Origin of the sequence: Paenibacillus humicus NBRC 102415, from assembly GCF_004000905.1 — a bacterium.
GTDB lineage: Bacteria > Bacillota > Bacilli > Paenibacillales > Paenibacillaceae > Paenibacillus_O > Paenibacillus_O humicus.
Genome location: NZ_BIMD01000007.1, coordinates 132,160 through 154,692 on the forward strand (window position 1 = coordinate 132,160; position 22,533 = coordinate 154,692).

Genomic DNA, 22,533 nt, shown 5'->3' on the forward strand with positions numbered 1-22,533 from the left:
AAAATGCAGCTCTCGTAGAAAATCGGAGATGTATGCCGGTAACAGGAACCCCAACTACGGAAACAGGCAAGAAAATTGTGCTGTTTGGAAAGGCGGAAGAAAAATATCCAACTATGGGTACGTTCTTCTAAATATGCCCACTCATCCTAACTCCCGGAGAGACGGTTACATCTTAGAACATAGGTTTGTAATGTCTGAACACTTAGGGCGCCCGCTAAAAGACGATGAGCATGTACATCACATTGACGGCAATAAGACGAATAACCACATAACTAACCTTTCAGTTACTACTCGGTCTGACCATACGAGACTCCACAATCTAGATAAAATAATTACGAGGGACTGTGTAGGCAGAATAAACAGAGTGCACGTAAGGAGGACGAGGATTGAACGTTAAACTAATCGCGCATACTGCGTTATCGGACGAGTTTGTGTCCGAGTTAACTTCGATGGAGTGGGACGAAGGCGGGCCGTCTTATTCTGTGCCGTACGATAATGAGCGCGCAGCCGTTGCCTTGACCGCTATCCGAACTTGCTACAGCGCGCTGAAGCCCGCCGATATCCTCGCAACTGAGGGGCGTAAATACTTCGGCCAATCCGCGTCCGACGGCGAAGGAGGCGCCGAGTCCGACCGCCTGTTCCGGCACATTATCCGTAGCAAACACACATCTACGCTGGAGCATATTACGTACACGTTCGCTATTGAAGGCGTATCGCGGTCGCTCCTCGCGCAGTTGACGCGCCACCGCATCGGATTCAGCTTCAGCGTCCAATCGCAGCGTTACGTTAAATTCGGAAGTGGCGATAAGAGCGCCGGCTTCGATTACGTGACGCCGGTTAGCGTCGATGGTCGCGATGTTCCCGGAACAAACCGCTACGACGACGTTGCACTATCCATTCGGCACGATCCGCTCAAAGCATACGAAGTTTACGAAGACGCGATGATTGCCGCACAAAAGGCGTACGACGCGCTACGTGCCGCAGGAGTCCCCGCCGAAGACGCGCGCTATGTCCTTCCGAACGCGGCCGCCTGCAACATCGTCATGACCGCCAATCTGCGCGCCCTGATCGAGTTTTACGATAAGCGGCGGCCGGGCAACGGTGCTCAGGCGGAGATTGCGGAATTAGCGGAAAAGATTCGCGAAGAGGTAACGAAGGTTGACGCATGGGCGGTAGGATTTTTCAACGTAAAGGAGACGGTATAAATGGCGAAAATCGACGGACGCAAGGCGCGCATTACGAACTGGCGGAACTGGTACGATTGTTTCGGGGAATGCGCGCAAAAACTCGGTTATCCGGATGCGGTTAAGTCTCGTCGAACACGTAGGGACCCGGTTAATGACGAAATTGTAACGCTCTTAGCTTGCGATGAGGTGGGCGGATTATCTGGCGCGATATGGGCCGTAGAAGCAACGGATGGCGAGCGTTACCTTATCGGACAGCGCGGCCTTGAAATCCTCCCGCTCACAACCGAGCAGCTAATCGAAGCCAAGCGCAAATCGATCGCGACTCTCAGCGAAGAACTCGCCACCCTGGAAGCGCAACTTGCCGAAGAGAAGCGCGCCAACCAACCGAAGGTCGGCGATTACGCTCGTGTAACGGACATAGGCCACCGCTCGGCAGACGTAAGTTTAGGCGTTGTCGTACGCGTGGATTCGATTGTTAACGGAAGCCGCCCGTATAAAGTGTCGAAATTGTTCGGCTCAATAGATGAATGGGATTACGTCGCAAATGTCGAGCGCCTCACGCCCGACGAAGCACGAGCAGCTCTTATAGCGGAAGTCGATTCGCTGTTTCGGTAAAACAGGCAATTATCGAAACGCGACCGAAAGAAACGCGACCGAAAGAAACGCGCCAGCTCCCGGACGGCAATCCGGAGGGATGCGCGAACTAAAATAACGGAGGCGAACGAATGAGTAACGTAAATGTAACGGTTTTGCGCGATGAGAAGCTGGGCGGAATCGAGCGCGAGTATACGGAGGTTAAGCGGCTGGGGTGCGTCGGTGAGCGCATTAAGATCGTTAACGCGTGGATGACTTACGGAACCTACGACAATGGCGCAGTCTTTACTGTTGATCGTGTAAGTGGCGGGAGTGTTTACGTAAACTTGGCGAAATTCCCAGGTGGTAATAGCGGAGGTTATATCTCTAAGCGTGAATACGTAGTCCTCGATCCGACCGAAATCGTGCGCATCGGCGGCGAGCGCTTCCGCATGGTCGACCGCGAGGCTGCGGTGGGCGAGCGCGTTATTGTTACGAAGTTAACCGAGGGTGGCGGTTCTTGCGACGGCAGATACTTCCGTGTCGGCAACGTAGCTAAACTCGAACGCGGGGATTGGTTCGATTTTAACGGAAACGACTATGTACGCGATGACGGAAAATGGTCGATGGGGTATCCGGGCTATAGCGTACTCGAACCGGTCGCGTCCGCCACACCTTCGCAATCGCACCCGTCCGGTCCCGCCGATCTAACCGAAGTAGTTTCGAACCTGGCGCGCCGAGTTGCCGAGCTTGAGCGCCTGATCGCGCCGTCGCAGCCGACTTACGCAACCGGTCCATCCGGCACCGTACCTAATCGCCGACCATCGTTCCTGAAACCGACGCGTGACGAAATCGTTCAGCGCGCGAAGGATGACGTGGTTGCGCTGGAGACGACGTACCAAAGCGCATGGAGCAGCGGCGGCGCATCGTTCTGGCCGCAAGCCTGCGCGAAAGACGGGTATTCGCCGGTACATTACGTTGAGTACGTTATTAACCGCGAAAAGCGTACCGTTGTAGCGCTCATTCGTAGCCTGCGCGATAAGTCCGTTTACTACAAAGGTATCGCCAAGTGTGCGCCGGACGACGTATTCAACGCGCATATCGGCCGTGCAATCGCGTTAAGAAGAGCGCTGGGCATCGAAGTTCCGGCGGAGTATACAAGCGCGCCACAGCCGACGGAGCCGCGCGTAGGGGATATTATCGTATGGCCTACGTGCCCTTCGCAAGAGTACGAACTATTAGCGTCCCGAGGCGATAACTACGATTTCCGTATTCTCGAAGACGGTACGGTCTATCCCGAAGTACATTACAGTAACCTTTCGAAGGTAACGCGCATCATCGATGATTCTCGCGAGGAAACGGAGGTGAGCGCATGATTATCGCATGGACAGCGTTCGTTATCCTCGCGATCATTGATTTTTTCGCACTAATCGCGGTAGCCGCAACCATAGCGAAGGATATTGAATACGCCGCCAAAGCGACTTGGATCGTATTCTTTATTACGCTGCTCGCCGCCATACCCGCGCAGTACATTTGGGGGTGAGCGTGATAACTACGCTTCCTAACATCGGAATTTGCGGCCATCTCCGCAGCGGCAAAGACCTCGCCGGCGCCTACCTCGCTGAGCGCTACGGCTACACGCGCTTTGCGTTCGGCGACGAAATGAAGCGCCTGGCTCACGAAATATTCGACGATACGCCGGCGTACCCGAAGCCGCGCGAACTCTATCAATGGTTCGGCGAGACGATGCGGCAGCGCGATCCGGACGTATGGGTGCGGAAGTGTCTCGAAGAAATCCGTGCGTATACGGAGGCATTCGGATTAGGCGCGTTTATTCCCGGTTCAGCGCCGCCCGCCGTAATTACGGACCTACGCCTCCCGACCGAATTTTCTACGCTCCGATCCGCCGGCTACGTCATTATCCGCATAGCCGCCCCCGAAGCACTCCGCATTCAGCGCGCTATAACCGCCTCCGACACGTTTAACCTCCGCGACCTTACGCATCAAACCGAAAGCCACATCGATAGCTTCGCGGTCGACTACGAAATAGAAAATAGCGCCACACCTGCGGATTTGTACGCGCAGATTGACGCTATCATTGGAGAGCTGAAATTAACCTAAGCACTTCTGACATGCTTTCATTTTTGCAAAGACGTTAATAGCTTTTTGATAATCATCAGTAAAAAAGTAGTCGCCATTTTTGCCGCCGTTCGTTAATACCTTCTGGATAAAATGGTACTCCTTAACCTCAAAGCATGATGTTTTATGTACGCAATTTTTAGGGAGATTTTTATCTGTTATCGCGACAAAGTCTTTGCCAGCACCTTTAACCGCTTGAAATTGTTCTAGCGAAGTGATTTTCTCCATCGGGTTCACTCCTTCTCAGGTAGAAAAATAAGCCAACCGTCCTCTTCCGTTTCAAAGTGATATTTCCGCGCTTTTCTCGCTATCTTCGTCTTCTCGTAAAATTTCCGCGCACTCGTATATAGCCGCGCGTCAAACTTATTCGCTGTTTCAGGCGCCATTCCAACTTTGTTAGGCTGGGCAAGCGCGATTGCTCCGGTCGTTGCGTCGTAGCCGAGAACCAGCCGAACGCCTTCGCGCCATCCCTGCATTTCCGCGAGATCAGCCGAAAGTCTTATGCGGCGCTGCTTGTCCGTTGTTATGTACGGATTAAATCTCGATACGGGTTCGATGTTAAATCGCTTAGGCTTTTGCACATTCAGCGTTATCACGTCCTCAGACGATATGTTAACGCTATTTTATCGCAGAAACCTGCGTGTTACAAACATTTACATTTTCGAAGGAGGCCGTCTAATGGGCGCTACTAACGTTGACCTAACGAAAGACACACGTAAATATTCCGTAACCTACGCACTCAACTCGGCCGATGGCGTAAAGAAACTGCTGCGCGACCGCCATAAGATCGGCCAGCGGCGTTTTACGGGCGATACGGCAGCCAGCGACATTCTTATCGACCTCCACTCCGCAATCGAATCCGCCGCCCTTACCGATCGCCAGGCGGAAGCAATCGCACTCGTATACGGACTCGACGTTACGCAGGCGACGGCGGCGCGCGTAATGGGGATCACGCAGCAAAACGTTGCGGTAAACGTTGATGCGGGCGTTGACAAGATCGCCGCCGTCTTTAGGCGCTGGGAATACGGCGAGGTTACGGTCGAAGTAGAAACGGAGGACACCGATGGGGGAGTCGTATAAAGAGGCGTTCGTTGACGCCGTTAGGGATATTATCGCGCAGGGTATCGAAGATCGGCCGGAGAGAATCGCAGCCATTAACGGCCTAACGGAGGCTTACGTTGAGGATATCGGAGAACGCCCGGACGCCGCGCAGCTCGAGCGCCTGGCCGATTATATTCTACGCGAAGAACTGGCCGATCCTAACCCGTACAAAATGACGCACGAAGAATATCCGTTTATGAGCGAGTGGCAATTCGAACTTAGGCGCGATAGAGAGACGGGCATGAAGGCGGCTGAGTACGCGGGAACAGACGGACGCGACCACCGCAAGCCTACGAAGCGCCGGCGCACGAATTACGAGAATTGGCGAGTCGATAAAGACGCTCATGGGCGTAACAAGGCGCGCCAAGACCAGTACAAGCGCGACACTTCGCCCGGCCCGCTTATTACGTATTCCTTGCGCGATACAGGCGGCGAGTTCAAGCCGGAGTTTACCGAGGCTCGGACGCAGGCGGGGCGCTGGCATCGTCTACTAGCGCAAGGATAGCGCCGGGTTCCACGTCAAAGTAAACGCATAGCTTTGCGATAAGGTCGCGCGGATAACGCTCCATTTCGTCATTGTACAGTTGGCGTACACTTTCGAAACGGTAGTCGATGTCACGCGCGATTTCTCGTATGGAGACGCCGCGGGCTTCGGCCAGGGCGCGTAGATTGGAACGTAATTGCAACGGAAACACCTCCGGTATGATACGAGTTTACCTTGACGCGAAAAAAGAGTCAATAAAGTATTGACACGATAAACGAGTCGTGATAACTTTAAGACACGGAAAACGAGTCAATAAACGGAGGCGAATGATGTGCTGAAGCCCGCAACGCGTAAGCTATGCTCGGCTGTAAGTAAAGAACTCACCCAGTCAGGCATCAAATTCGAACGTGAAGGAGTAACAACCTTTTTGACCGAGAACTGCACGATTGAAGTTAACAATGGAAAACTTTATTTCAATGATATTGAAACAGAACTGGCGGATTTGGTTTGGAACATCATTCAAATCGAAGGTAACCCGGCTGAGGAGGAAATGGAGCGCGACCGTAAGGAAATGGATGCGAGCAGTTTTAAAATGAAATACGGCTTATAAATTAGCGGAGGCGAGCGAAATGATTCTAGTGTTGGCGTGGATTGGCGCAACTATTACGGTAATAACGATGATTGTGCGGGCGCCGGAGATGAACGATCATGTATAAGCGAAACGTCCGGCGCATCGTTTACTATACGCGAAAAGTCCGCCAGGCAACGGAAAAGAAGGCGCTCATACCGGCTGGACGACTAAAACGGCTACTCGCGTATAAGGCCGCGTTGAACAAGCGCCTGGAGGCGGAAAGGAGGCGGCCGCTGTGGTAGCGAAATATACGCATGGGAAACGAATCGGGCGGGCTCTTTACGTACGGACGCGCGGCGGGAATTGGGTGGAGCTGCGGCTGGCTTGCGCGGTAAATTAACGAAGGAGTGACAGCGGATGAAAACGATTAACGATTATTTTCGCATGCTTACGGATGCCCAACTTAATTGCGCATTCCTTGAAAGCGAAGAATGGCGGAAAACAGGCGTTCTTAAAGACGGTGTGCTACGTGATCTCTACGAATCCTTTTGTGCGGAAACAGGAGCGAAGCATCTCATCCACCTATTGACCGAGCCGCTGCTATACGAAGTGGTACGGCGGCAGCAGGACGAAAAGCAGCGCTTATCCGATTGGCTTACGCACTTTGCCGCAGGTGCCCAACGCGAAGCAGAAACGCAATCTGACCGCGATCGAGCGATGTACGCCGACGGCGGGGCGCATGTCGCTCGCGAACTAGTTCGGATGATTCAAAGCGGAAGATTCACGAAGGCCGGTGTTTCTTAACCGGTCATTTTTTCCGCTTGCACACCGAACATACATTCGTTATATAATGGCGATATACGATCATACGTTCGGAGGTAACGCGCACAATGAGCAAATTGGACGGAAACGAGCGCTGGAAATCGAAGATGCTGCTGACGGAGCACGTCGAAGGATATACGGAGAGACATACGACAGAGACGCCGACTACACGCGCCAAAGCGGTCCCGTCTTCAGAAGAGCTCGCCATGATACGCGATCACATCATGCTTCCGTTTATGATGACGATGGTCCAGAAGAGTGTCGACGATATCGAGCGGTCCACGAACGTACTCCGCCGTCTATATGCGCAGGCCGGACGCGCCATTCTCGATCAGATCAGCGCGGATCATTTCGTCATCCGGCGGGATCTAAAGCAGCGGAACATACGCGTCATTCCGTACGAAACGGACAGCGCGGCTGCCGTCATCAACTACGAATATTATTGCCGCGGCTATCGGGGCGAGTTCGGTATGATTCGCGAGCACTTGCGGTCGCAAATTGCCGTGCGGCTGGCGAAGTATACGGCGGATTTGGGCGCGGCTATGAGGGGCGGACAGTGACGTTCGCGCTCTGTTCCCATTTACATGTGTATATGTTTGTGTTATATTTAAATCACAGCAAGGGACGACGCGGAAACCACTCGAAGGGGCCGAGAACAATGAATTACCTCGAAATCGCTAAAGAAATCCTTGAGAATAACTGGTTCGTCGGCGTTCGCACCCTTTGCGACGATGAGCATTACGAAGTTGGCGATGACTGTCGCCCATCTTACGAATGGGATATCGAGAATGACTGCTCGACCTACCACACAACCGGCGAAACGGCGGTCGGTACTTGCGCGACACACATAGATACAGGGTATTTCAAGACCGAAGATGAGGCTGCTGAGTTGGCAGTTCGAATCGCGGAGGCTGTAGCCAAAAACCAAATCTACGGCAAAGCGCAGCAGGTCATCATCGGCGGGCACTCTGTCAATAACGACGGATACTTTGACGAGGGCGAAATTCGCATCGTCGAGGCATTTGTAGTGGCGGTGGTCATATAATGCCCCGCCAATTGCTCGACCTAACAGGCGAGAAGCATGGACGCTTAACTGTCATTAAAGAGGCCCCGCGATCTGGCTATACAAGACGCTGGGAGTGTATGTGTGATTGCGGCAATCCTAATGCTGTAATTGTAACGCAACCAAACTTGCGTAACGGCCACACTCTTTCCTGTGGTTGCTTCCAACGAGAAATGGCCTCAGAGTCAAACGGAGTCGAATTAACGGGGAGACGCTTCGGTCGTTGGACCGTTCTGAAACGCGCGGGCAAAAGCAACAACCGCAAAATTATGTGGCTATGCCAATGCGTCTGCGGCGAAGAGCGCCCTGTCTTGTCCAATCGCCTCCGATCTGGCGAGTCAACCTCATGCGGGTGCTCTCGAACCGACTCAATTGCTCATGCTCGCAAGGTGTTAAGGGAGCAATTCACGGTCAATGGTGTACCCCTACCCAAACTGGAGCAAAAGGTTCGATCGGACAACAAATCCGGATTAAAGGGAATATCCTTGCGAAAGACATCCGACGGACAAAAGAGATACATGGTGCGCATTACCGTCAAGGGGAAACACGTTCATCTCGGAACTTATAAGACTGTAGACCTGGCGCGTAAAGCTCGGAAAGTAGGCGAACAACTGTACCATTACCCCTATCTCCGGCTAAAGAAACGCCCTAAAAGACGTCAGTCTGTAGAAAGAGAATGCACATTATGCGGAACAGACTTTATGGGTGGGCACCGGGCGAAATTCTGTCCTAAATGCAAATCACTCATGAATGCAGAATATGTACGTCAACATTTGAATCGGGCAGCAAAAGGACTTGCAAGGAGAATCGGAATGACATATTCCTGCGACCGTTGCGATGCCGATTTTATCTTGAAGACAGCAAACCAAAAATTTTGTGAAAATTGTCATGACCATCTTTACCAAAATGGCAGGCGAGCATATTCACACGAGTTTTATGAGCTAAACAAATCCCGGATTCTTATAAATCACAGACGAAGGGAGCAGAAAAAAAGAAAGAAGGATGACCATGGTGAATGAATGGATCGGCTCCGGCCCTTGGCAAGGTTGGAGACTCACAACGGAGCACGCCGCCAGCAGCTTTGGGCAACCTGTGCTTGTCGACCCGGACGGCCGCGCCTATACCCCCGTTGATATTCGCGCGAAAGTGTACCAATCCGACCTAGCGCGCCAAATTGGCAGTACCCGCGCGGCAATAACAGGCCGCATCAATCGCGGAACCTTACCGCCATTTGACGGAGTTGATTCCGTCGGCCGTTCGTATTGGTTCGAGTCTACGATTAAGGACGTCACATAACTTACCAGCGCGATTCCAGCCGCCATAATGTTATACTCGCCTTATTTACGAAAAAGGCGGGTGTACACGATGTTTATAGCGCCAATGCTGCTGGAGAAGCGCGAGGAACCGTTTGACGACGATCGCTACGTATTTGAACCGAAAATAGACGGACATCGTCTCGTTATCTCGCTATCCGGCGGCCGCTTGAACATGTATACTTGCCACGGCAACGAAGTCACGCGCCAGTATCCGGAGCTGCATGACGTTCCGACGCGCTCCGATATCGTCCTGGACGGCGAAGTCGCCTGCGTCAATTCGGTGACCGGCGCAATCGAATTCGAGTCGGTCATGGAGCGCTTCAAACTCGCCAAGGAAGCGCGTATAACTGAGGCTGCCCGTACGAGGCCGGTCCATTTCTTCGCGTTCGACGTGCTGAGCGTGGCCGGCCGCGATGTTCGCAATTTGCCGCTGACCGAGCGTAAGGCGATCCTAAACGAGAGCATAACGAATAACCCGTATTTCAGCCGCGTATTAAGCGTTGAAGGAACGGGTAGGTCGTTATTTGACGTTGTGCAGGCGCGCCGCTTAGAGGGCATCGTAGCCAAGCGAAAAGATAGCGCGTATGTATCCCGCCGGTCGGCCGCGTGGCTCAAAGTTATCAATTACGAGTATGCCGACGTCTATATCGCCGGCTGGCGGAAGGAAGAATTCGGCTGGCTCGCGCAGGACGAGTCGGGGCGCGGCGTCGGTATCGTAGAGCTCGCGGTGCCGGTCGCGCATCGGAAGGCGTTTTATAGCGTCGCGCGGGCGCTCGTGACCGGTGAGGATCGCGCCTTCGTCTACGTGGAGCCGCGCGTTAAGGTGCGGGTGCGGTTTCGGAATTGGACGAGTGGAGGGCGGTTAAGGACGCCGGAATTCGTTAAGTTTATCGTTTAATGGTGATTTGAGAACGGAACGTCTATCATTATCCTTTCGACTTCCTCTACGCTAATTCCAAAATGCTCACTCGTTTTCTTGTCCACAATTGGATCGTGAATTTCAGGATCGTAATTTTCCCCGTAGTTCGTAAGCGAGTTAAACTCATTCATAGCAAACTCATAAATCTCAATGTCTTTATCGCTTTGTCTGCTGCTTAGGTTATTTGTTGGTTTTCCAGTATCATAACTCCCGCTGTAATTAATTGAAGCTTCACTACTTCTTTGAATATACTCTGAGTTCATGTACAGATCGAAAATGGTTCTATCCATAGGTTCTTTTGTAGAAAAGGTGTATTCAAATACTCCGGCGGGTCTGGAGATTACGACATCCGAAGCATATATAAAGCCATCCTTTAAAATAGCCTCTCCTTCAGATTCATAATCGCCCTGTTTTAGGGAGTAAATGTATTTACCTTCCGGAGGGAGATTCTTTTCTTGAACTCTGAAGGTGTAAAACCCATTGTCGAGAGGCGTGAACTCTGGGTTTGAGAATTCTAAATTCTTTAGTAATGGTTCATCGACAGCTTGACTTGACGAGCATCCTGAAATACCAACCAAAATTATAAGCCATAAAATTGCTACCCGCATCTACAAGTCCTCACGTAATTTATCTCGCAAGAATGCGCGTTTTTCTTCCGCATCAATCTCTTCGAAATTCTCGTCTAACTGCAGCGTGTGGTGATAGCGGCCGCCATCGTATGTATGAAGGACCGTCGGCTTCAAATCGCCATGACCGACGTCCATTTCCGTTACATAATCGATTTCCTCCGGACTCAGCTCGCGCCAGTTGCCGGAGACTACCGGGGATGTGCCGACCGGAAACGCGATAAATATCATAATAAACGCCTCCTCGTTAAATACGCTGAGTCCGCGGCTGCTGATTTACACCGCTTATTAGCGCTTGATAATGTCTCGCGCATTTTTCACACGTTAAGTACGCTTCCTTCCAGTTGTGCGCGCGCCTTGTATTCCGTTCATCGCAATAGTAATTTCCGTCAACAAATCCGGGAGTGTCGCGATCAATTCCGCGCTCAAATTCGAAGATATGCGTTACTCTTTGTCCGGGCAGCACCGAGTATTTAAGCGGCAACTTTTCGTAGTCGACTCTTATCAAAGCGGGATCGCCTCCGCGATTTCAAACGTACAATGTTCGCGAACATACGTCTCGCCGCGCACCGTTACGATTCCGTACGTTAGATCGTCGTGAGTGACCGCCGGCTCGAACGCTTCAATACGGCCGGTTCCGATCAGCTCGCGGTCCTGGAATACGAGTACGAGCGCGTTTTCCATCTGCGCGGTATAAAAGTGGATAGGATGCGTTAATTGGCGGGCTTTCACGAGTATATGCGCTCCTTTTTACGTAATATTTTCCATTGTAAACGGCATTAATTACGCTGACAACCGTGTATTTTGCGTCATCTCAAACCTATAGAGTATACGAAGGTTTTAAGGCGCTGTCTCTTCGCAGAGATGGCGTCTTCTTTGCGTTTGGTTACGAAAGAGCCGGGCATACTCCGGCCACCTTACGCTCAAAAACGAATAGGAGGCGTTATGAATGGCCCAATTTGGCGAATTGAACGCGAAAGTAACCGTAGATGTATCGGAGGCAATCAGCGCGCTTAAAGCGATTCAGCGCGAAGCAAAGCGGGCGACTGCGGACTTGCGTGAAATGGAGGCGGGTATCGGCGCAATTAATCCGGTCTATTATTGCTCCGGGCTTCGCGACTACTCTACGCTTGATCTCGAAAGAGAGATTGCACACCGCAAGATTGCTGAAGAGCCTGCGGAGGTTACGCCTTGAGTAACGTATCACGACGAGTAAAACGCCTTACCAGCGGCGCCCCGATCGGCAACCTTACGAGAATCGGCAACGGTTATGTTCGCGATGAAGTCGGCCGGCCATTCCGCCTAATAGACGCCGAGCAGGACGCAGCCAACCAAAAGAGGCGCGCCAGATTTCGCGATAAGCGCGGCTTTGCATTTGGGCACATGCGCAACATGACGGACATTACCGATAACCTTTCGAATAAATATTGCGGTTATATATTGCTTCTGCAGCCGCACATTGCGTTCCAGACGAACGTACTCGTTACGGAAGGCCGCGAATCCACTCCGCTTAACCTTGCGGACCTGGCGCGCATATGGGCGGTCAGTATACGTACGGCACGCGTTGTGGTCAGCGAGCTTGAAGCGCGCAGCATCCTATTCGAGACGGCCGGCACATTTACGTTGAACGAACGCTACCACTTCCGGAAGAAAGCGACTGAAGACGTCGACGCGCTGATTAAAACGTATTTCACCGCGCTGAAATCGTTCGATATGAAGGCGGCCGACCTCGGCTTCGTCTACAAACTGCTTCCGTATATCCATTACGATACTAACCTCGTTTGCGCAGACCCGTTCGCTGCAGCCGAGGATATTCGTTTTCTTACGGATGGTGAGATGGGCGAAATCGTCGGGCTGGATGAACGTCAAGTTAAAGCGGTACTGACGCGGCTTCGTAAATCGCGCATACTCGACGAATGGATTAACGCAGGAGACAAGCGCGAGAAATTTACGGTGATAAATCCGTACGTGTTCAGCCGTAAACGCGGTGAGCCTGACGGTGCCATTGCGGCACTCTTCGCCAAGTGGAAACAAAATTAGGTGCACTTTTTTGCACGAAATCGGGCAGATAGGTGCACTTTTTTGCACGCGAATAAAAACGCTGGAAGCCGCGTCCCGCTTGGGATTGCGGGCTTTTTTGCGTTGAAATAGCGGAGATTGATTCTTAATCTTACGGTAGAAGTTAACGTGACAATTCGTAGCAAACGGAGGATTAGCGCTTATTGTGCGAGTAGGTTGCGCTGGGGAGCGCTACTGGTTGTAATACTGCATAGTTAGCGCTAGTCCTCGTCCGGTTTCTAAACCGAGCGCGAACATAAGGTCAAAACCGTTCGACGCCGGCCAAAAGCGGGCCGACATCGGCTTATTGGATTAGAGACGCGTTGCTCTTAAACGTAGTGATAATCGCGCCAAAGGATATAGATAGTCCGACGCAAGGCGAAGCCGCCGCGGAGGGACAAGGAGCGTAGCGACGCGTCAGTTCCCTTTAGCTTACGCCGAGTCTCAAGACTCAACGAAAGCAAACGTAATAAGATCGGAGGCTAACGTATGCTAACGTTCTTTATCGTATGGGGCATCGTTCATTTAGCGCTAGTAATTGGCGCGTATACTGCGGTATTGTTAACGCCTTTTAGAGCGTACTGGTTCAGCCATATACGATGTTTAGCGTTAATGACCGTATTGCCAGCGTACGTTTTATTTATCGCGTATATAGCCAAGCGCGGAGGGTTTATCTAACAAACGGAGGTGTCCGCTATGAAAGCGACAATTAACGGTATCCAAGTCGAAGGCACACCGCAGGAGATCGCGGAGTATAAGCGGTTGGTGGGCGAGACGAATACGTATAGACCGAACATTACGATTACTCCCGTTAAGCCAGCGCCATTTACTCCGTCTTGGCCGCCTAATACGGTTTATTGCGGAGGTGAATGTTGACATGGCGAAGACGTTAAACGCTGACCAATACGTCGCTATCGAATGGTTATCGCGTCCGAATAAAGGCGGTAAGACATACGAAGAGATTGCGGACATATGCGGTGTCCACTTTAATACAATCGGTAATTGGCGCAAAGATCCCGTCTTCGATGCGGAGCTTAAGCGCGCTATCGTTCGGAATAACAGCGACCGGCTACCGGAGCTTATCGAGTCACTCGCGGAAATAGCTATGCGCGACGGCAACGCTGCAATGGCGAAGTTAGCGCTGCAGGTTAACGGTATGCTTACGGATAAGGTCGAGGTTGAGACGAAGGATAGCGGGACGGTCGATGTAGACGCGTTGAGAGCACGTATACTGGCGGCAAAAGGCGCAGAGTCACAAGATAGCGTCCACTGAGCGCCTTATAATGAAGCGGCGCGCGTATGGGCGTTGTGATTACGTATGGGATGGCGCAAATATCCTGCACGGGGCTCCTGACGCGCGCCCTCTTCGAAACTTTTCGGAGTTCATGCGCCGATCGCCTTTATAACGCCTATTTACGCAGCACATTCGTACAAATAACGCGTACAAATTCGCGGACGTGTTCGTATCCGTAACGGAAGAATGGCGTAATGGCGCGGTTTGGCGGCGGTGGGGATGCGAACATAGATACGAATAAAATCCGTATTTTGCGCACATGTACTACGCTGTAATGCGTTAAAGCGTGACAAATCAATTCAATAATTTAGCGCGGTGAAGCGTTACCCCCAAGCGGGGTGGCGTATGGGGGCGGTCTAGGCCCGAAAACAATCCGCGTATCAAAAATAACGTTTGACCTTTCGTTGTCCCACCGTACGCATAACGTTTTGACCTATTTAATCGCGGTAAATTAGCGCGCCTAGCACTTCCGGAGGGTATTCGTACCCTAACGATGCTACGGCGCTTATTTCACGTCGAAAACGAAGGGAGGCGGTCGATATCGCATGGATAGACGGTAAATGGCTGAAGCGTCCGGAGCGCGACGCAAGACTCGCAGAATTGGCGCCGGTCGTTAACGCGGTCGATCTTGACGATATCGACGCGCTCCCTGACGATGTGAAGCGCGAGCTCGACATTGTGACGGAAGAATACGAACGGCTGGCGCGAATCAACGCCGGCGAAGACGACCTGATCGCGTTTTCGTTCGAATACTTCTCGGAGGCGCGCAATCCGGGCAACGCCGGCAACTGGGACGGCTTCGACATCGAGCGCTTGGACGATGCGCCTGCGTTTCACCGCGATATCGCCGTCATAATGGACGATGTCAGCAACGTGAATACAAACGATAAGGTAGCGGTGGCGGCGCCTCGTTCGCACGCAAAATCTACGTATTTGTCGAAGGCGTTCCCGTTGCGCGAGATCCTGTATCGCAAGCGTAAATACGAGATCATCATATCCGAGACGCCTGCGGTGTCCAGCGGCAACCTCGACTGGATCGCGATGCAGCTCAAGCATAACGAAAAACTCCGCCGCGACTTCGGACCGCTGATGTCGCCGAAACAGCAGGAGAATCCGAAGGACAACTCGTCTGAATTTATCGCATGGGAACCGCAGGATAACGGAATACCGCGGCTGCTTACGAAAGTGGAGGCGGCTTCGACCGGACAGGCGCTGCGGGGGCGGAATTGGAACGGCGTGCGGCCGGACCTTATCGTATGCGACGATTTGGAAGATGTTAAATCAAACGCGGCGACGGCGGAATTACGCGAGAAGATGCGGAACTGGTTCGCGCAAACCGTAGTTCCGCTCGGAGATCCGAAAGGGAAGCGCACGGCCTTCGTATACATGGGAACAACGGTTCATCACGAAGCACTTCTCGTTCACGTACTGCATAAGCGGTCAGACTTTCGCAGCCGCGTTTATCGAGCGATTATCGACTGGCCCGAACGGATGGACTTATGGGAAGCGTGCCGGCTCGTCTACGTTGACCGCGACAATCCGAATCGGGCGAAGGACGCACGCGAGCTATACGAGCTGAATCGCGCTGAAATGGACCGCGGCTGTCACGTGTTGTGGCCGGAAGCGCAGCCGATATGGAAGCTGATGACGTGGAAATGGGATAACGGCAGCAAGGCGTTTAATACGGAGTATATGAACAATCCGGTCGACGAGGAATCGATGGTCTTCAATCCGGAGCGCTTTACGTATTACGACGGCAGCGAGCGCGATTTTAAAGGCGCCGATTATGACGTCTACATGGGCATCGACTTCGCCATGGGTAAGCAACGCGGTGACTATTCAGCCATCGTAACGATCGCGAAACACAAGCAGAGCGGCGCGGCATACGTAGTCGATACGTACGGCGAGCGCGTCCATCCTGACGTGTTTCTGCGCGTCATCACCGCGAAGGTAACGGAATGGCAGCCGGTTGGAATCGCGGCCGAGGCGCAGGCGGCGCAGGAGTTCTTCGTACACAAGCTGAAGCAGGCGCTGCAGGCTACGGGCTATCCCGTTAATCGGCGCGTGAAAGAAATATACCAGCGGAGTCGTAAAGAACTCCGGATAGAGGCGCTACTCCCGGACATCGAGAGTGGCGCTATTCAGTTTTCGCGGAAACATGCGCTGCTTCTCGAACAATTCGAGATGTACGGAACGGGGAGCCACGATGATTTGCCAGATGCGCTCGAAATGGCGGTAAGCATCGCGAAGAAATCGGTACGGAAAGTAATTGACAAGCCGCTATGGCTATGAGGGGAGGTTAGCGATTGGGGAAGTTGTTTACGACGGGCGCCGCTTATCCGCCGGCAGCCGATATACAGCGCATTGCGACGTACAAGCGTGCTAGAACGATATTTGACGGACGCCAGTACGAGATTTACGAAAGGGCTGCGGAACTGTTGAAAGACACGCCGCATGCCGCGCAGCTTCGAACGCTTTACCTCGCGGTGAATGTCGTTGATATTCTCGTCACGAAGCCGGCCGATTTACTAGTTGGCGAGCCTCCGACATATATCAGCGGCCACCCGGACGATGCGATTGAGCAGCAGCGACTTGCGTCTATCGTCGAAGAGAACGACATGAACACGCTCATTCACGAAGTCGTAACCGGAGCCGGCATCCGCGGTGACGCGTTCCTCAAAACGTATTATGCGCCGCGTTACGATGTGAGCGAAACGGTGAGCGCTCAGTTTGAAGCGCCGGAAATCGCAAATGAACCGATTATCGAAGCGGTGGACGCGACAATCGTATTCCCGGAGCTGTCGCGCGGATCACGTAAGCGGTTCAAGGCGATCAATATCGCGTATGTCGAATGGGTAGCGACTGAAATGCGGCCCGGCCTCGAAAAGTATCTGACGCGTAAAAGTGAGCGTTACGTGGAGGTTCCGTTTCTCGTAGTCGAGCGCCATATCCCCGGCTATATCACGTATGAACGCTACCGGCTCGAAGAAAACGGCGTTGACACATCATACGGCGTAACTATTCCGCTGTTTAAGATTGGTGAACAAGCCGAGACCGGACGCGATGAAGACGTTGTAGAGACGGGTATTCCGGAACTTCTCGTTCATCATATTCCGTATAAGACGGTGGACGACCGCTGGAACGGTATCGGCGGCATCGAGAAGTTAGAGAGCGTCTTAGCCGCGATTAATGATCGGATGACGATGATTGATTACGTGCTGCACCGGCACGGCGACCCTACCGCTTACGGACCGGAGCTGCCTACGGAGGCTGACGGGGGAATTCGGTTTGGTGGGAAATACATTCCGACTACTAAAGAAGATATCGCGCCAGGCTATATGGAGTGGAACTCGCAGCTTGACGGCTGCTTCAAAGAGCTCGACATTCTGCTCGGCCTCGTCTACCAAATGTCCGAAACCCCGCAATGGTTGTTCGGTACGACGCTCGCAGAGGATAAAGGCGGTTCCGGTACGTCTCACAGCGATGGCTCCGCGATACAAATGCGGATGATGCCGATTCTAACGAAAGTCAAACGCATTCGTAACTACGTCGACCGCGCCGTCCGAGACGCGCTATGGATCGCGATGAAGCTCGAAAACTTCGCAAACGACGGAATGGACGACTTTATCGCGTATGATCCGATTTACCCAGCGATCAACTGGAAGGACGGTCTGCCGAAGGATTTGAAGGCCGAAGCCGAAGCGTATTCAATCCGCACAGGCGGTAAGGCAACGCTCGACGTTGAGAGCGCGATAAAACGCATGGACGGCATCACCGACGATAAGGTGCGCGACATCACCGCCAAGATTGCGGAGGATGAAAAAGCTACAGTTGGAACCGTGGACGCATCGGTATTTAACGTATAAACAAAGAGACCGCGGCCTTATGGCTTTGCGGTTTCTTTCGCGTTAGGAGGAAGCCGCGATTAAGCTGACGTTGGAAATTGTTAGACAGTTTTTTGAGAGCCGCGGATTCGTCTTGCTTGAAGATGCTTACAAGAATTCGGAGCACCCCATGCGATATATCTGCTCTTGTGGAAATGAAAGCCACATGAGTTATAAGAACGCTAAAAAGGGAAGAAATTGCGCTGATTGCGGGCGAAAAAAGCTTTCGCTTGCAAAGGTAATTTATACGCATGATTACGTGTCGCAATTCTTTGCGGATGCTGGATGCGTGCTACTTGATGAGTATCGCGCGAATCCTAACGAGAAACTGCGCTATGTCTGTAAATGCGGAACTGACTCTTCCATTCGGTGGTCGCACTTCATGCGCGGGCATCGCTGCCAATATTGTCGCGCTCAAGGAAATAAGAAGCCGCACATTACGGACGATGAGCGAATTACTCGAAGACATTACCAGGCATACAGAGAATGGCGAACAGAGGTATTTGAGCGAGACGGGTATCGATGTCGTTGCTGCGGTGAGTCTCGACGGTACCTTAACGCTCATCACATTTTGAATTACGCAGAACATCGCGACAGGCGCGTTGATGTTACGAATGGGGTCACGCTTTGTAAAACGTGTCACGACGACTTCCATCGTCTGTACGGACGTAGAAATAACAACGAAGTACAGCTATCGGAGTTCATACGGGGGGTAGCGGTATGATCACGCCAACACCGAACTACGACCGTTCCATCGCGCGCCTAACCTCTGCGTACAAGGACGCCGTCACCGCTATCCTTTCGGAGTTGGAGCGCATGGATATTACGAATATGGATCGCGCCATGACAACGGCTGCCCTTTCCGAAGTATCACGCATCCTAACGAGTCTCAACGCAGAGTCGGCGGCTTGGGTCGCGCAAAATGTACCAATCGCGGCGCGTGACGGCGTTGCTCGTGCGGTATTGGCGCTAGGCGTGGTCGAATCGCTTGAGGACGCGCAGAAACTCGTACGGATGACGCGCACGAATAGCGCGATGGTGGCGGCAGCAATCGCGGACACGCAGGCGGACCTGCTCGCGGTGACGCAGAATATCGATCGGCGCGTTAAGGCGGCGGTACGGAAGGCGGCTGCTGATTCGATGCGCGCGAACATGGCGGCGGGAATTAACGGGCGGCGGACCATCAATCGCGATACGCTCGCTAGCATGCGGAAGACGCTCGGCGACAGCGTAAATACCGGCATTATAGATGCGGCCGGGCGGCGCTGGAAACCGGAAGTGTACGTCGATATGCTGACGCGTACGAAGATGATGCAGGCGCATAATGACGCGACAATTAACGAAGCACTCGCGAGAGATGTGCAATACGGTCTGATATCGCGGCACGGTGCTACGGATAAATGCCGCCTATACGAAGGAAAAGTCGTGAAATTAACGCCGGACGCTCCGGGAGCTTATCCGTATGTTGGCGCGCTGCCACGGAATGAGATATTTCACCCGAATTGCCGGCATCTCGTGAGTCCGGTTAGGCGTCCGGAAACTATCGAAGGAGGTACGTAATGCCAGCGAATACAGCGCCGCTTAACGAGGCGGTAGGAAAGAACGCGACATATAAAACGGTGCCGGGCCAATATTACAATCCGCAGACTGACGCGTACGAGGTAACGCAGGGAAGCGGAGGAGCGCCGAACGTACAGATTTCTGGCTCTCTCCCCATTCCCTCGTTAGTAAACTTGAAAACTTCGGATCTTCTGACAGGCTCCTTGGTAATTGCATCGGGTCAGTATCTCGAAACCGGTTGGTTTAACGCTGCGGGTCGGCAGGTGTACAACGGTCAACTATCCTTTCAAAGTGCAGCAGCTTACAACAACACTATTATTACAACTGCTGAGTATGGGGATGCATCCGCCCTTGTTGATACAGTCGCTTCGGCTAGTCAGTATCCTCAACTTGCGGATAAATCAGTTAAAGGAGCAAACCGTTTGAAGTGGCGTGTAACTAATACTGCAGCTAATACACTCACTATATCTCAATGGGGGATGACCATAAGATGACAGAGGCGTGGATTAAAGAACATTTTACAACCCGCGATGAAGCAGTAAGCATTGCGGTTATTCTGGAAGAAGCAACTGAGGGTAGGGGTGAGCGCGGCACATCCCTGGACTTTATGCTCGCGGCATTCGGTGACGTAGAGCCGGTAACCTACGAAGGGTTGTCAGCAACTCCTTATGCAGAGGCAGGCTGGCAGCTAGACTTTGACATCTGGAAAGTTCGAGGAATAATCTCTTAATTTTCTGTCCTACGTTATGACGTTAAACTAACGGTCTGAATATCCGATAGCCGACGGGCTCTAAACGGCGGAGGTAACGAGAATGATTAACGACGTAAAACGCGATTTGCGATATAAACTCAACCTGCAGACTTTCGCGGAAGATCCGGACACGACGCCCGAACCGGAGCCAGCGAAGAAACTTGAAATGACGCAGGAGGAGTTTGACCGCATCATCGCGGACCGAATCGGACGCGAGCGCAAGAAATTCGCTGACTACGACGACGTCAAAACGAAGCTGACCGCGTTTGAACAAGCGGAAGCAGAACGCAAGAAGGCGGAGCTGACCGATAAGGAACGCGCCGATGCCGACAAAGCCGCCGCAATGAAACGCGCAGAAGATGCCGAAGCTGAGCGCGATAAGGCGCTGACGGCGGCTAATCAACGCCTGATCAAAGCGGAGTTTAAGACGCTCGCCAAAGACGCCGGTATCCGTTCCGACGCGCTGGAAGATGCGTTTAAGCTCGCAGATGTGTCGGGAATTACGGTCGATGACGAGGGCAACGTAGTCGGCGCAAAGGACGTTCTCGACGCGTTGGTGGCTGCGAAACCGTATCTCGTTGAGGTAACGAAAAAGGAACCGCGTCAAATTGGTGGCGCTAGTAACCCGGACCCGACAGACGAGGTAAAAACACTGGAAGCTCAACTGGACGAAGCGCGCAAGAGACGCGATTTCAACAAAGTCGTTGAGCTTTCGAACAAGATCAAACAACTTGCGAAATAAGAAGGCGGCCGAATTCATCGGTCGTCTTTTTATATTCCCTAAATCCAAGGAGGAACAAGCAGAATGCCACAATTGACTTATGATTTTAAAGACCAGGTTCGCGAACTCGAAGCCGGTATTTCCCTTATTATCAACGACGCCCCTACGCTGCTCGGCCTGGTCGGTATGAACGGCGCGCCCCTGTCCCAAACGAAATATGAGTGGATGAGCGATAACCTGAACTCCAACCGCGCCAACCTGAAAGTGGCCGCGGCTGTTGGCGATACGTCCCTTACGGTTAACGACGGCGACGGCGCGAAATTCCGCGTTAATGCAATCGTCGTAGCTGGCGAAGAGTACATCAAAGTGACCGCCATTGCCGGCGACGTCCTGACGGTTGTTCGCGGATTCGACGGTACGACCGCAGCCGCGATCGCAATTGGCGCTGAGCTCCGTATCGTTGCGCGTCCACAGCTTCAAGGCGCAGGAATCGGTCAAGACGAAGGTCACGATCGTTACACGGACTACAACTACACGCAAATCATTGAGCGTTACGCGTCCGTATCCAATACGCAAATGGCCGTCAACACGTACAACGTTTCGGACGAATTGAACTACCAAGTTCGACTCCGCCTGAAAGAAGCCGCGCGCGAGCTCAATGACTGGCTGATCTACGGCCGCCGTATTCAAGGCGCCAAAGGTACGCCGTCAACTTCCGGCGGTCTGCTGTACTTCGCGAACGCTAACGGCGCGAAAAAGGCTAACCTGGCCGGCGCTGAAATCTCCGCCAAGGCGCTTAACGACGTCATGGAAGAGGTTTACCAACGCGGCGGCAACGTCAATACGATTCTGACGAATACGGCCGGCGCGCGTCAAATTTCGAAACTGGCCGGCGGAACGATCCGCACCGAGCGTAGCGACGAAACGACCGGCTACCGTATCTCAACGTTCGTATCTGACATCGTCGGTGGTAATGAAGCGACTATCGTAGTCGATCCGAACTTCCCGAAAAATAAAGTCGCGTTGCTCGACCGCAGTATCCTGTCGCTGAGTGCTCTGCGCGGCATGTACGACGTCGATGCGTCCGTTCCCGGCGCCGACTACGTTGCTCGTCAGATTCGCGGCGAGTACGGCATCAAAGTTAAGAACGCGAAAGAGAAAATCGCGGTCCTCGAAAACGTCAGCACTTCGGTATCCTAATCATTCGGGTGCTCTTAACGGGGCGCCTTTTCTTTACGGGAGGTAAACGATGGCTAAGTACGAAGCACATCCGCTTTACGGCGTTGTATCCGGCGCTGTCGACGTAAAGTTTGACCACGCAGGCGCCTACGAAACGGAAGATGAGGCGGAAATCGCCGTACTCGACGCGCTATGCCCGCTATGGGTGGCGCGAGTTGCCGAACCACAACCGGAGGAACTCGCGAAAAAGGCGCCAGCCCCGCGCAAACCCTCCGCTAAATAATA

General features: G+C 52.8%; 32 protein-coding genes. 26 read left to right on the forward strand and 6 right to left on the reverse strand.

All coding sequences use genetic code 11. From position 1 onward, the window contains the following. Positions 1 to 190: 190 nt before the first annotated feature. The 6 genes from PHU01S_RS27110 to PHU01S_RS07405 all read left to right on the forward strand — a co-directional run bounded on the left by PHU01S_RS27110 (position 191) and on the right by PHU01S_RS07405 (position 3,881). A complete protein-coding gene (locus PHU01S_RS27110) occupies positions 191 to 397 on the forward strand; it encodes an HNH endonuclease (protein ID WP_373864526.1) in 207 nt (68 codons plus the stop codon). A gap of 52 nt (positions 398 to 449) precedes the next feature. Further along, entirely contained in the window at positions 450 to 1,205 is a 756-nt protein-coding gene (gene thyX, locus PHU01S_RS07390; protein WP_373864527.1) for an FAD-dependent thymidylate synthase, read from the forward strand. Continuing rightward, complete coding sequence (locus PHU01S_RS07395; RefSeq protein WP_021877099.1) at positions 1,206 to 1,802, forward strand: hypothetical protein; 597 nt, start codon at positions 1,206 to 1,208, stop codon at positions 1,800 to 1,802. It abuts the gene before it with no gap. Positions 1,803 to 1,912: 110 nt separating this feature from the next. Further along, complete coding sequence (locus PHU01S_RS07400; RefSeq protein WP_127506878.1) at positions 1,913 to 3,136, forward strand: hypothetical protein; 1,224 nt, start codon at positions 1,913 to 1,915, stop codon at positions 3,134 to 3,136. Beyond that, complete coding sequence (locus tag PHU01S_RS25675) at positions 3,133 to 3,303, forward strand: hypothetical protein (protein ID WP_164763008.1); 171 nt, start codon at positions 3,133 to 3,135, stop codon at positions 3,301 to 3,303. Before PHU01S_RS07400 ends, PHU01S_RS25675 begins: the two co-directional genes overlap by 4 nt. After that, positions 3,300 to 3,881 (forward strand): nucleoside/nucleotide kinase family protein, encoded by a 582-nt coding sequence (locus tag PHU01S_RS07405; protein ID WP_246029164.1) that lies wholly within the window; start codon positions 3,300 to 3,302, stop codon positions 3,879 to 3,881. Before PHU01S_RS25675 ends, PHU01S_RS07405 begins: the two co-directional genes overlap by 4 nt. On the opposite strand, the gene PHU01S_RS07410 is transcribed toward PHU01S_RS07405, so the two are convergent. Together PHU01S_RS07410 and PHU01S_RS26245 are read right to left on the reverse strand one after the other, a co-directional pair. Next, positions 3,873 to 4,127, reverse strand: coding sequence for a hypothetical protein (locus PHU01S_RS07410; protein WP_127506880.1), 255 nt, complete (start codon positions 4,125 to 4,127; stop codon positions 3,873 to 3,875). The two genes, PHU01S_RS07405 and PHU01S_RS07410, sit on opposite strands and share 9 nt — an antisense overlap. A 5-nt stretch (positions 4,128 to 4,132) precedes the next feature. After that, positions 4,133 to 4,495 (reverse strand): hypothetical protein, encoded by a 363-nt coding sequence (locus PHU01S_RS26245; RefSeq protein ID WP_127506882.1) that lies wholly within the window; start codon positions 4,493 to 4,495, stop codon positions 4,133 to 4,135. Positions 4,496 to 4,577: 82 nt separating this feature from the next. On the opposite strand from PHU01S_RS26245, the gene PHU01S_RS07420 reads away from it, so the two are divergent. Beyond that, the gene (locus PHU01S_RS07420) at positions 4,578 to 4,979 is read left to right on the forward strand and encodes a helix-turn-helix domain-containing protein (protein WP_127506884.1); all 402 of its coding nucleotides are present in this window, start codon (positions 4,578 to 4,580) and stop codon (positions 4,977 to 4,979) included. Beyond that, the gene (locus PHU01S_RS07425) at positions 4,963 to 5,505 is read left to right on the forward strand and encodes a hypothetical protein (RefSeq protein ID WP_127506886.1); all 543 of its coding nucleotides are present in this window, start codon (positions 4,963 to 4,965) and stop codon (positions 5,503 to 5,505) included. The genes PHU01S_RS07420 and PHU01S_RS07425 overlap by 17 nt, the downstream gene beginning before the upstream one ends. Here PHU01S_RS07425 and PHU01S_RS07430 read toward each other — a convergent pair. Next, positions 5,450 to 5,686, reverse strand: coding sequence for a helix-turn-helix domain-containing protein (locus PHU01S_RS07430; RefSeq protein WP_127506888.1), 237 nt, complete (start codon positions 5,684 to 5,686; stop codon positions 5,450 to 5,452). The genes PHU01S_RS07425 and PHU01S_RS07430 overlap by 56 nt on opposite strands. 129 nt (positions 5,687 to 5,815) lie before the next feature. Between PHU01S_RS07430 and PHU01S_RS07435 the strand changes: the two genes are divergently transcribed. From PHU01S_RS07435 to PHU01S_RS07460, 5 genes are all read left to right on the forward strand, one after another. After that, entirely contained in the window at positions 5,816 to 6,094 is a 279-nt protein-coding gene (locus tag PHU01S_RS07435) for a hypothetical protein (RefSeq protein ID WP_127506890.1), read from the forward strand. A 378-nt stretch (positions 6,095 to 6,472) separates the two neighbouring features. Further along, positions 6,473 to 6,859: a hypothetical protein gene (locus PHU01S_RS07440; protein ID WP_127506892.1), complete on the forward strand. Its 387-nt coding sequence runs from the start codon at positions 6,473 to 6,475 to the stop codon at positions 6,857 to 6,859. Positions 6,860 to 6,945: 86 nt separating this feature from the next. Next, entirely contained in the window at positions 6,946 to 7,437 is a 492-nt protein-coding gene (locus tag PHU01S_RS07445) for a YhjD family protein (RefSeq protein ID WP_127506894.1), read from the forward strand. A 98-nt stretch (positions 7,438 to 7,535) separates the two neighbouring features. Further along, positions 7,536 to 7,922: a hypothetical protein gene (locus tag PHU01S_RS07450; protein WP_127506896.1), complete on the forward strand. Its 387-nt coding sequence runs from the start codon at positions 7,536 to 7,538 to the stop codon at positions 7,920 to 7,922. 1,383 nt (positions 7,923 to 9,305) lie between these two features. After that, positions 9,306 to 10,154, forward strand: a complete 849-nt coding sequence (locus PHU01S_RS07460) for an ATP-dependent DNA ligase (RefSeq protein ID WP_127506900.1) — start codon at positions 9,306 to 9,308, stop codon at positions 10,152 to 10,154. On the opposite strand, the gene PHU01S_RS07465 is transcribed toward PHU01S_RS07460, so the two are convergent. From PHU01S_RS07465 to PHU01S_RS07475, 3 genes are all read right to left on the reverse strand, one after another. Next, positions 10,151 to 10,783 (reverse strand): hypothetical protein, encoded by a 633-nt coding sequence (locus PHU01S_RS07465; protein WP_021877113.1) that lies wholly within the window; start codon positions 10,781 to 10,783, stop codon positions 10,151 to 10,153. The two genes, PHU01S_RS07460 and PHU01S_RS07465, sit on opposite strands and share 4 nt — an antisense overlap. Next, positions 10,784 to 11,032, reverse strand: coding sequence for a hypothetical protein (locus tag PHU01S_RS07470; protein WP_021877114.1), 249 nt, complete (start codon positions 11,030 to 11,032; stop codon positions 10,784 to 10,786). 273 nt (positions 11,033 to 11,305) lie between these two features. Continuing rightward, positions 11,306 to 11,533 carry a hypothetical protein gene (locus tag PHU01S_RS07475; RefSeq protein WP_127506902.1) on the reverse strand — a complete coding sequence of 76 codons (228 nt, stop codon included), beginning with the start codon at positions 11,531 to 11,533 and terminating at the stop codon, positions 11,306 to 11,308. Between the two features lie 217 nt (positions 11,534 to 11,750). Here PHU01S_RS07475 and PHU01S_RS07480 point away from each other — a divergent pair, with 217 nt between their 5' ends. From PHU01S_RS07480 to PHU01S_RS07535, 13 genes are all read left to right on the forward strand, one after another. Beyond that, on the forward strand, positions 11,751 to 11,996 hold the full coding sequence (locus tag PHU01S_RS07480) for a hypothetical protein (protein WP_127506904.1): 246 nt from the start codon (positions 11,751 to 11,753) through the stop codon (positions 11,994 to 11,996). Next, the gene (locus PHU01S_RS07485) at positions 11,993 to 12,841 is read left to right on the forward strand and encodes a hypothetical protein (protein ID WP_127506906.1); all 849 of its coding nucleotides are present in this window, start codon (positions 11,993 to 11,995) and stop codon (positions 12,839 to 12,841) included. The genes PHU01S_RS07480 and PHU01S_RS07485 overlap by 4 nt, the downstream gene beginning before the upstream one ends. Positions 12,842 to 13,736: 895 nt before the next feature. Next, positions 13,737 to 14,132 carry a phBC6A51 family helix-turn-helix protein gene (locus PHU01S_RS07490; RefSeq protein WP_127506907.1) on the forward strand — a complete coding sequence of 132 codons (396 nt, stop codon included), beginning with the start codon at positions 13,737 to 13,739 and terminating at the stop codon, positions 14,130 to 14,132. Between the two features lie 621 nt (positions 14,133 to 14,753). Then, the gene (gene terL / locus PHU01S_RS07495) at positions 14,754 to 16,445 is read left to right on the forward strand and encodes a phage terminase large subunit (protein WP_246029165.1); all 1,692 of its coding nucleotides are present in this window, start codon (positions 14,754 to 14,756) and stop codon (positions 16,443 to 16,445) included. 14 nt (positions 16,446 to 16,459) lie between these two features. Next, positions 16,460 to 18,019, forward strand: coding sequence for a phage portal protein (locus tag PHU01S_RS07500; protein ID WP_127506909.1), 1,560 nt, complete (start codon positions 16,460 to 16,462; stop codon positions 18,017 to 18,019). Positions 18,020 to 18,372: 353 nt separating this feature from the next. Then, positions 18,373 to 18,612, forward strand: coding sequence for a hypothetical protein (locus PHU01S_RS07505; protein WP_127506911.1), 240 nt, complete (start codon positions 18,373 to 18,375; stop codon positions 18,610 to 18,612). Beyond that, positions 18,609 to 18,761, forward strand: coding sequence for a hypothetical protein (locus PHU01S_RS27115; RefSeq protein WP_373864528.1), 153 nt, complete (start codon positions 18,609 to 18,611; stop codon positions 18,759 to 18,761). The genes PHU01S_RS07505 and PHU01S_RS27115 overlap by 4 nt, the downstream gene beginning before the upstream one ends. Then, on the forward strand, positions 18,758 to 19,597 hold the full coding sequence (locus tag PHU01S_RS07510; protein WP_127506913.1) for a phage minor capsid protein: 840 nt from the start codon (positions 18,758 to 18,760) through the stop codon (positions 19,595 to 19,597). Before PHU01S_RS27115 ends, PHU01S_RS07510 begins: the two co-directional genes overlap by 4 nt. Beyond that, on the forward strand, positions 19,597 to 20,091 hold the full coding sequence (locus PHU01S_RS07515; RefSeq protein WP_127506915.1) for a hypothetical protein: 495 nt from the start codon (positions 19,597 to 19,599) through the stop codon (positions 20,089 to 20,091). Before PHU01S_RS07510 ends, PHU01S_RS07515 begins: the two co-directional genes overlap by 1 nt. Then, a complete protein-coding gene (locus tag PHU01S_RS07520) occupies positions 20,088 to 20,327 on the forward strand; it encodes a hypothetical protein (protein ID WP_127506917.1) in 240 nt (79 codons plus the stop codon). Before PHU01S_RS07515 ends, PHU01S_RS07520 begins: the two co-directional genes overlap by 4 nt. An 82-nt stretch (positions 20,328 to 20,409) precedes the next feature. After that, positions 20,410 to 21,090 carry a phage scaffolding protein gene (locus tag PHU01S_RS07525; protein ID WP_164763009.1) on the forward strand — a complete coding sequence of 227 codons (681 nt, stop codon included), beginning with the start codon at positions 20,410 to 20,412 and terminating at the stop codon, positions 21,088 to 21,090. A 63-nt stretch (positions 21,091 to 21,153) separates the two neighbouring features. Further along, positions 21,154 to 22,269 carry an SU10 major capsid protein gene (locus PHU01S_RS07530; protein WP_127506919.1) on the forward strand — a complete coding sequence of 372 codons (1,116 nt, stop codon included), beginning with the start codon at positions 21,154 to 21,156 and terminating at the stop codon, positions 22,267 to 22,269. A gap of 49 nt (positions 22,270 to 22,318) precedes the next feature. Then, positions 22,319 to 22,531 (forward strand): hypothetical protein, encoded by a 213-nt coding sequence (locus tag PHU01S_RS07535; protein ID WP_127506921.1) that lies wholly within the window; start codon positions 22,319 to 22,321, stop codon positions 22,529 to 22,531. Positions 22,532 to 22,533: the final 2 nt, after the last annotated feature.

What these genes read in the sequence shown, in the direction of transcription:
- PHU01S_RS27110 (WP_373864526.1), top strand. Translation starts at nt 191, where the DNA reads ATGTCTGAACACTTAGGGCGCCCGCTAAAAGACGATGAGCATGTACAT.
- thyX (WP_373864527.1), top strand. Translation starts at nt 450, where the DNA reads ATGGAGTGGGACGAAGGCGGGCCGTCTTATTCTGTGCCGTACGATAAT.
- PHU01S_RS07395 (WP_021877099.1), top strand. Translation starts at nt 1,206, where the DNA reads ATGGCGAAAATCGACGGACGCAAGGCGCGCATTACGAACTGGCGGAAC.
- PHU01S_RS07400 (WP_127506878.1), top strand. Translation starts at nt 1,913, where the DNA reads ATGAGTAACGTAAATGTAACGGTTTTGCGCGATGAGAAGCTGGGCGGA.
- PHU01S_RS25675 (WP_164763008.1), top strand. Translation starts at nt 3,133, where the DNA reads ATGATTATCGCATGGACAGCGTTCGTTATCCTCGCGATCATTGATTTT.
- PHU01S_RS07410 (WP_127506880.1), bottom strand. Translation starts at nt 4,127, where the DNA reads ATGGAGAAAATCACTTCGCTAGAACAATTTCAAGCGGTTAAAGGTGCT.
- PHU01S_RS07420 (WP_127506884.1), top strand. Translation starts at nt 4,578, where the DNA reads ATGGGCGCTACTAACGTTGACCTAACGAAAGACACACGTAAATATTCC.
- PHU01S_RS07425 (WP_127506886.1), top strand. Translation starts at nt 4,963, where the DNA reads ATGGGGGAGTCGTATAAAGAGGCGTTCGTTGACGCCGTTAGGGATATT.
- PHU01S_RS07440 (WP_127506892.1), top strand. Translation starts at nt 6,473, where the DNA reads ATGAAAACGATTAACGATTATTTTCGCATGCTTACGGATGCCCAACTT.
- PHU01S_RS07445 (WP_127506894.1), top strand. Translation starts at nt 6,946, where the DNA reads ATGAGCAAATTGGACGGAAACGAGCGCTGGAAATCGAAGATGCTGCTG.
- PHU01S_RS07450 (WP_127506896.1), top strand. Translation starts at nt 7,536, where the DNA reads ATGAATTACCTCGAAATCGCTAAAGAAATCCTTGAGAATAACTGGTTC.
- PHU01S_RS07460 (WP_127506900.1), top strand. Translation starts at nt 9,306, where the DNA reads ATGTTTATAGCGCCAATGCTGCTGGAGAAGCGCGAGGAACCGTTTGAC.
- PHU01S_RS07465 (WP_021877113.1), bottom strand. Translation starts at nt 10,783, where the DNA reads ATGCGGGTAGCAATTTTATGGCTTATAATTTTGGTTGGTATTTCAGGA.
- PHU01S_RS07470 (WP_021877114.1), bottom strand. Translation starts at nt 11,032, where the DNA reads ATGATATTTATCGCGTTTCCGGTCGGCACATCCCCGGTAGTCTCCGGC.
- PHU01S_RS07480 (WP_127506904.1), top strand. Translation starts at nt 11,751, where the DNA reads ATGGCCCAATTTGGCGAATTGAACGCGAAAGTAACCGTAGATGTATCG.
- PHU01S_RS07490 (WP_127506907.1), top strand. Translation starts at nt 13,737, where the DNA reads ATGGCGAAGACGTTAAACGCTGACCAATACGTCGCTATCGAATGGTTA.
- PHU01S_RS07505 (WP_127506911.1), top strand. Translation starts at nt 18,373, where the DNA reads ATGTCTGTAAATGCGGAACTGACTCTTCCATTCGGTGGTCGCACTTCA.
- PHU01S_RS07510 (WP_127506913.1), top strand. Translation starts at nt 18,758, where the DNA reads ATGATCACGCCAACACCGAACTACGACCGTTCCATCGCGCGCCTAACC.
- PHU01S_RS07515 (WP_127506915.1), top strand. Translation starts at nt 19,597, where the DNA reads ATGCCAGCGAATACAGCGCCGCTTAACGAGGCGGTAGGAAAGAACGCG.
- PHU01S_RS07520 (WP_127506917.1), top strand. Translation starts at nt 20,088, where the DNA reads ATGACAGAGGCGTGGATTAAAGAACATTTTACAACCCGCGATGAAGCA.
- PHU01S_RS07525 (WP_164763009.1), top strand. Translation starts at nt 20,410, where the DNA reads ATGATTAACGACGTAAAACGCGATTTGCGATATAAACTCAACCTGCAG.
- PHU01S_RS07530 (WP_127506919.1), top strand. Translation starts at nt 21,154, where the DNA reads ATGCCACAATTGACTTATGATTTTAAAGACCAGGTTCGCGAACTCGAA.
- PHU01S_RS07535 (WP_127506921.1), top strand. Translation starts at nt 22,319, where the DNA reads ATGGCTAAGTACGAAGCACATCCGCTTTACGGCGTTGTATCCGGCGCT.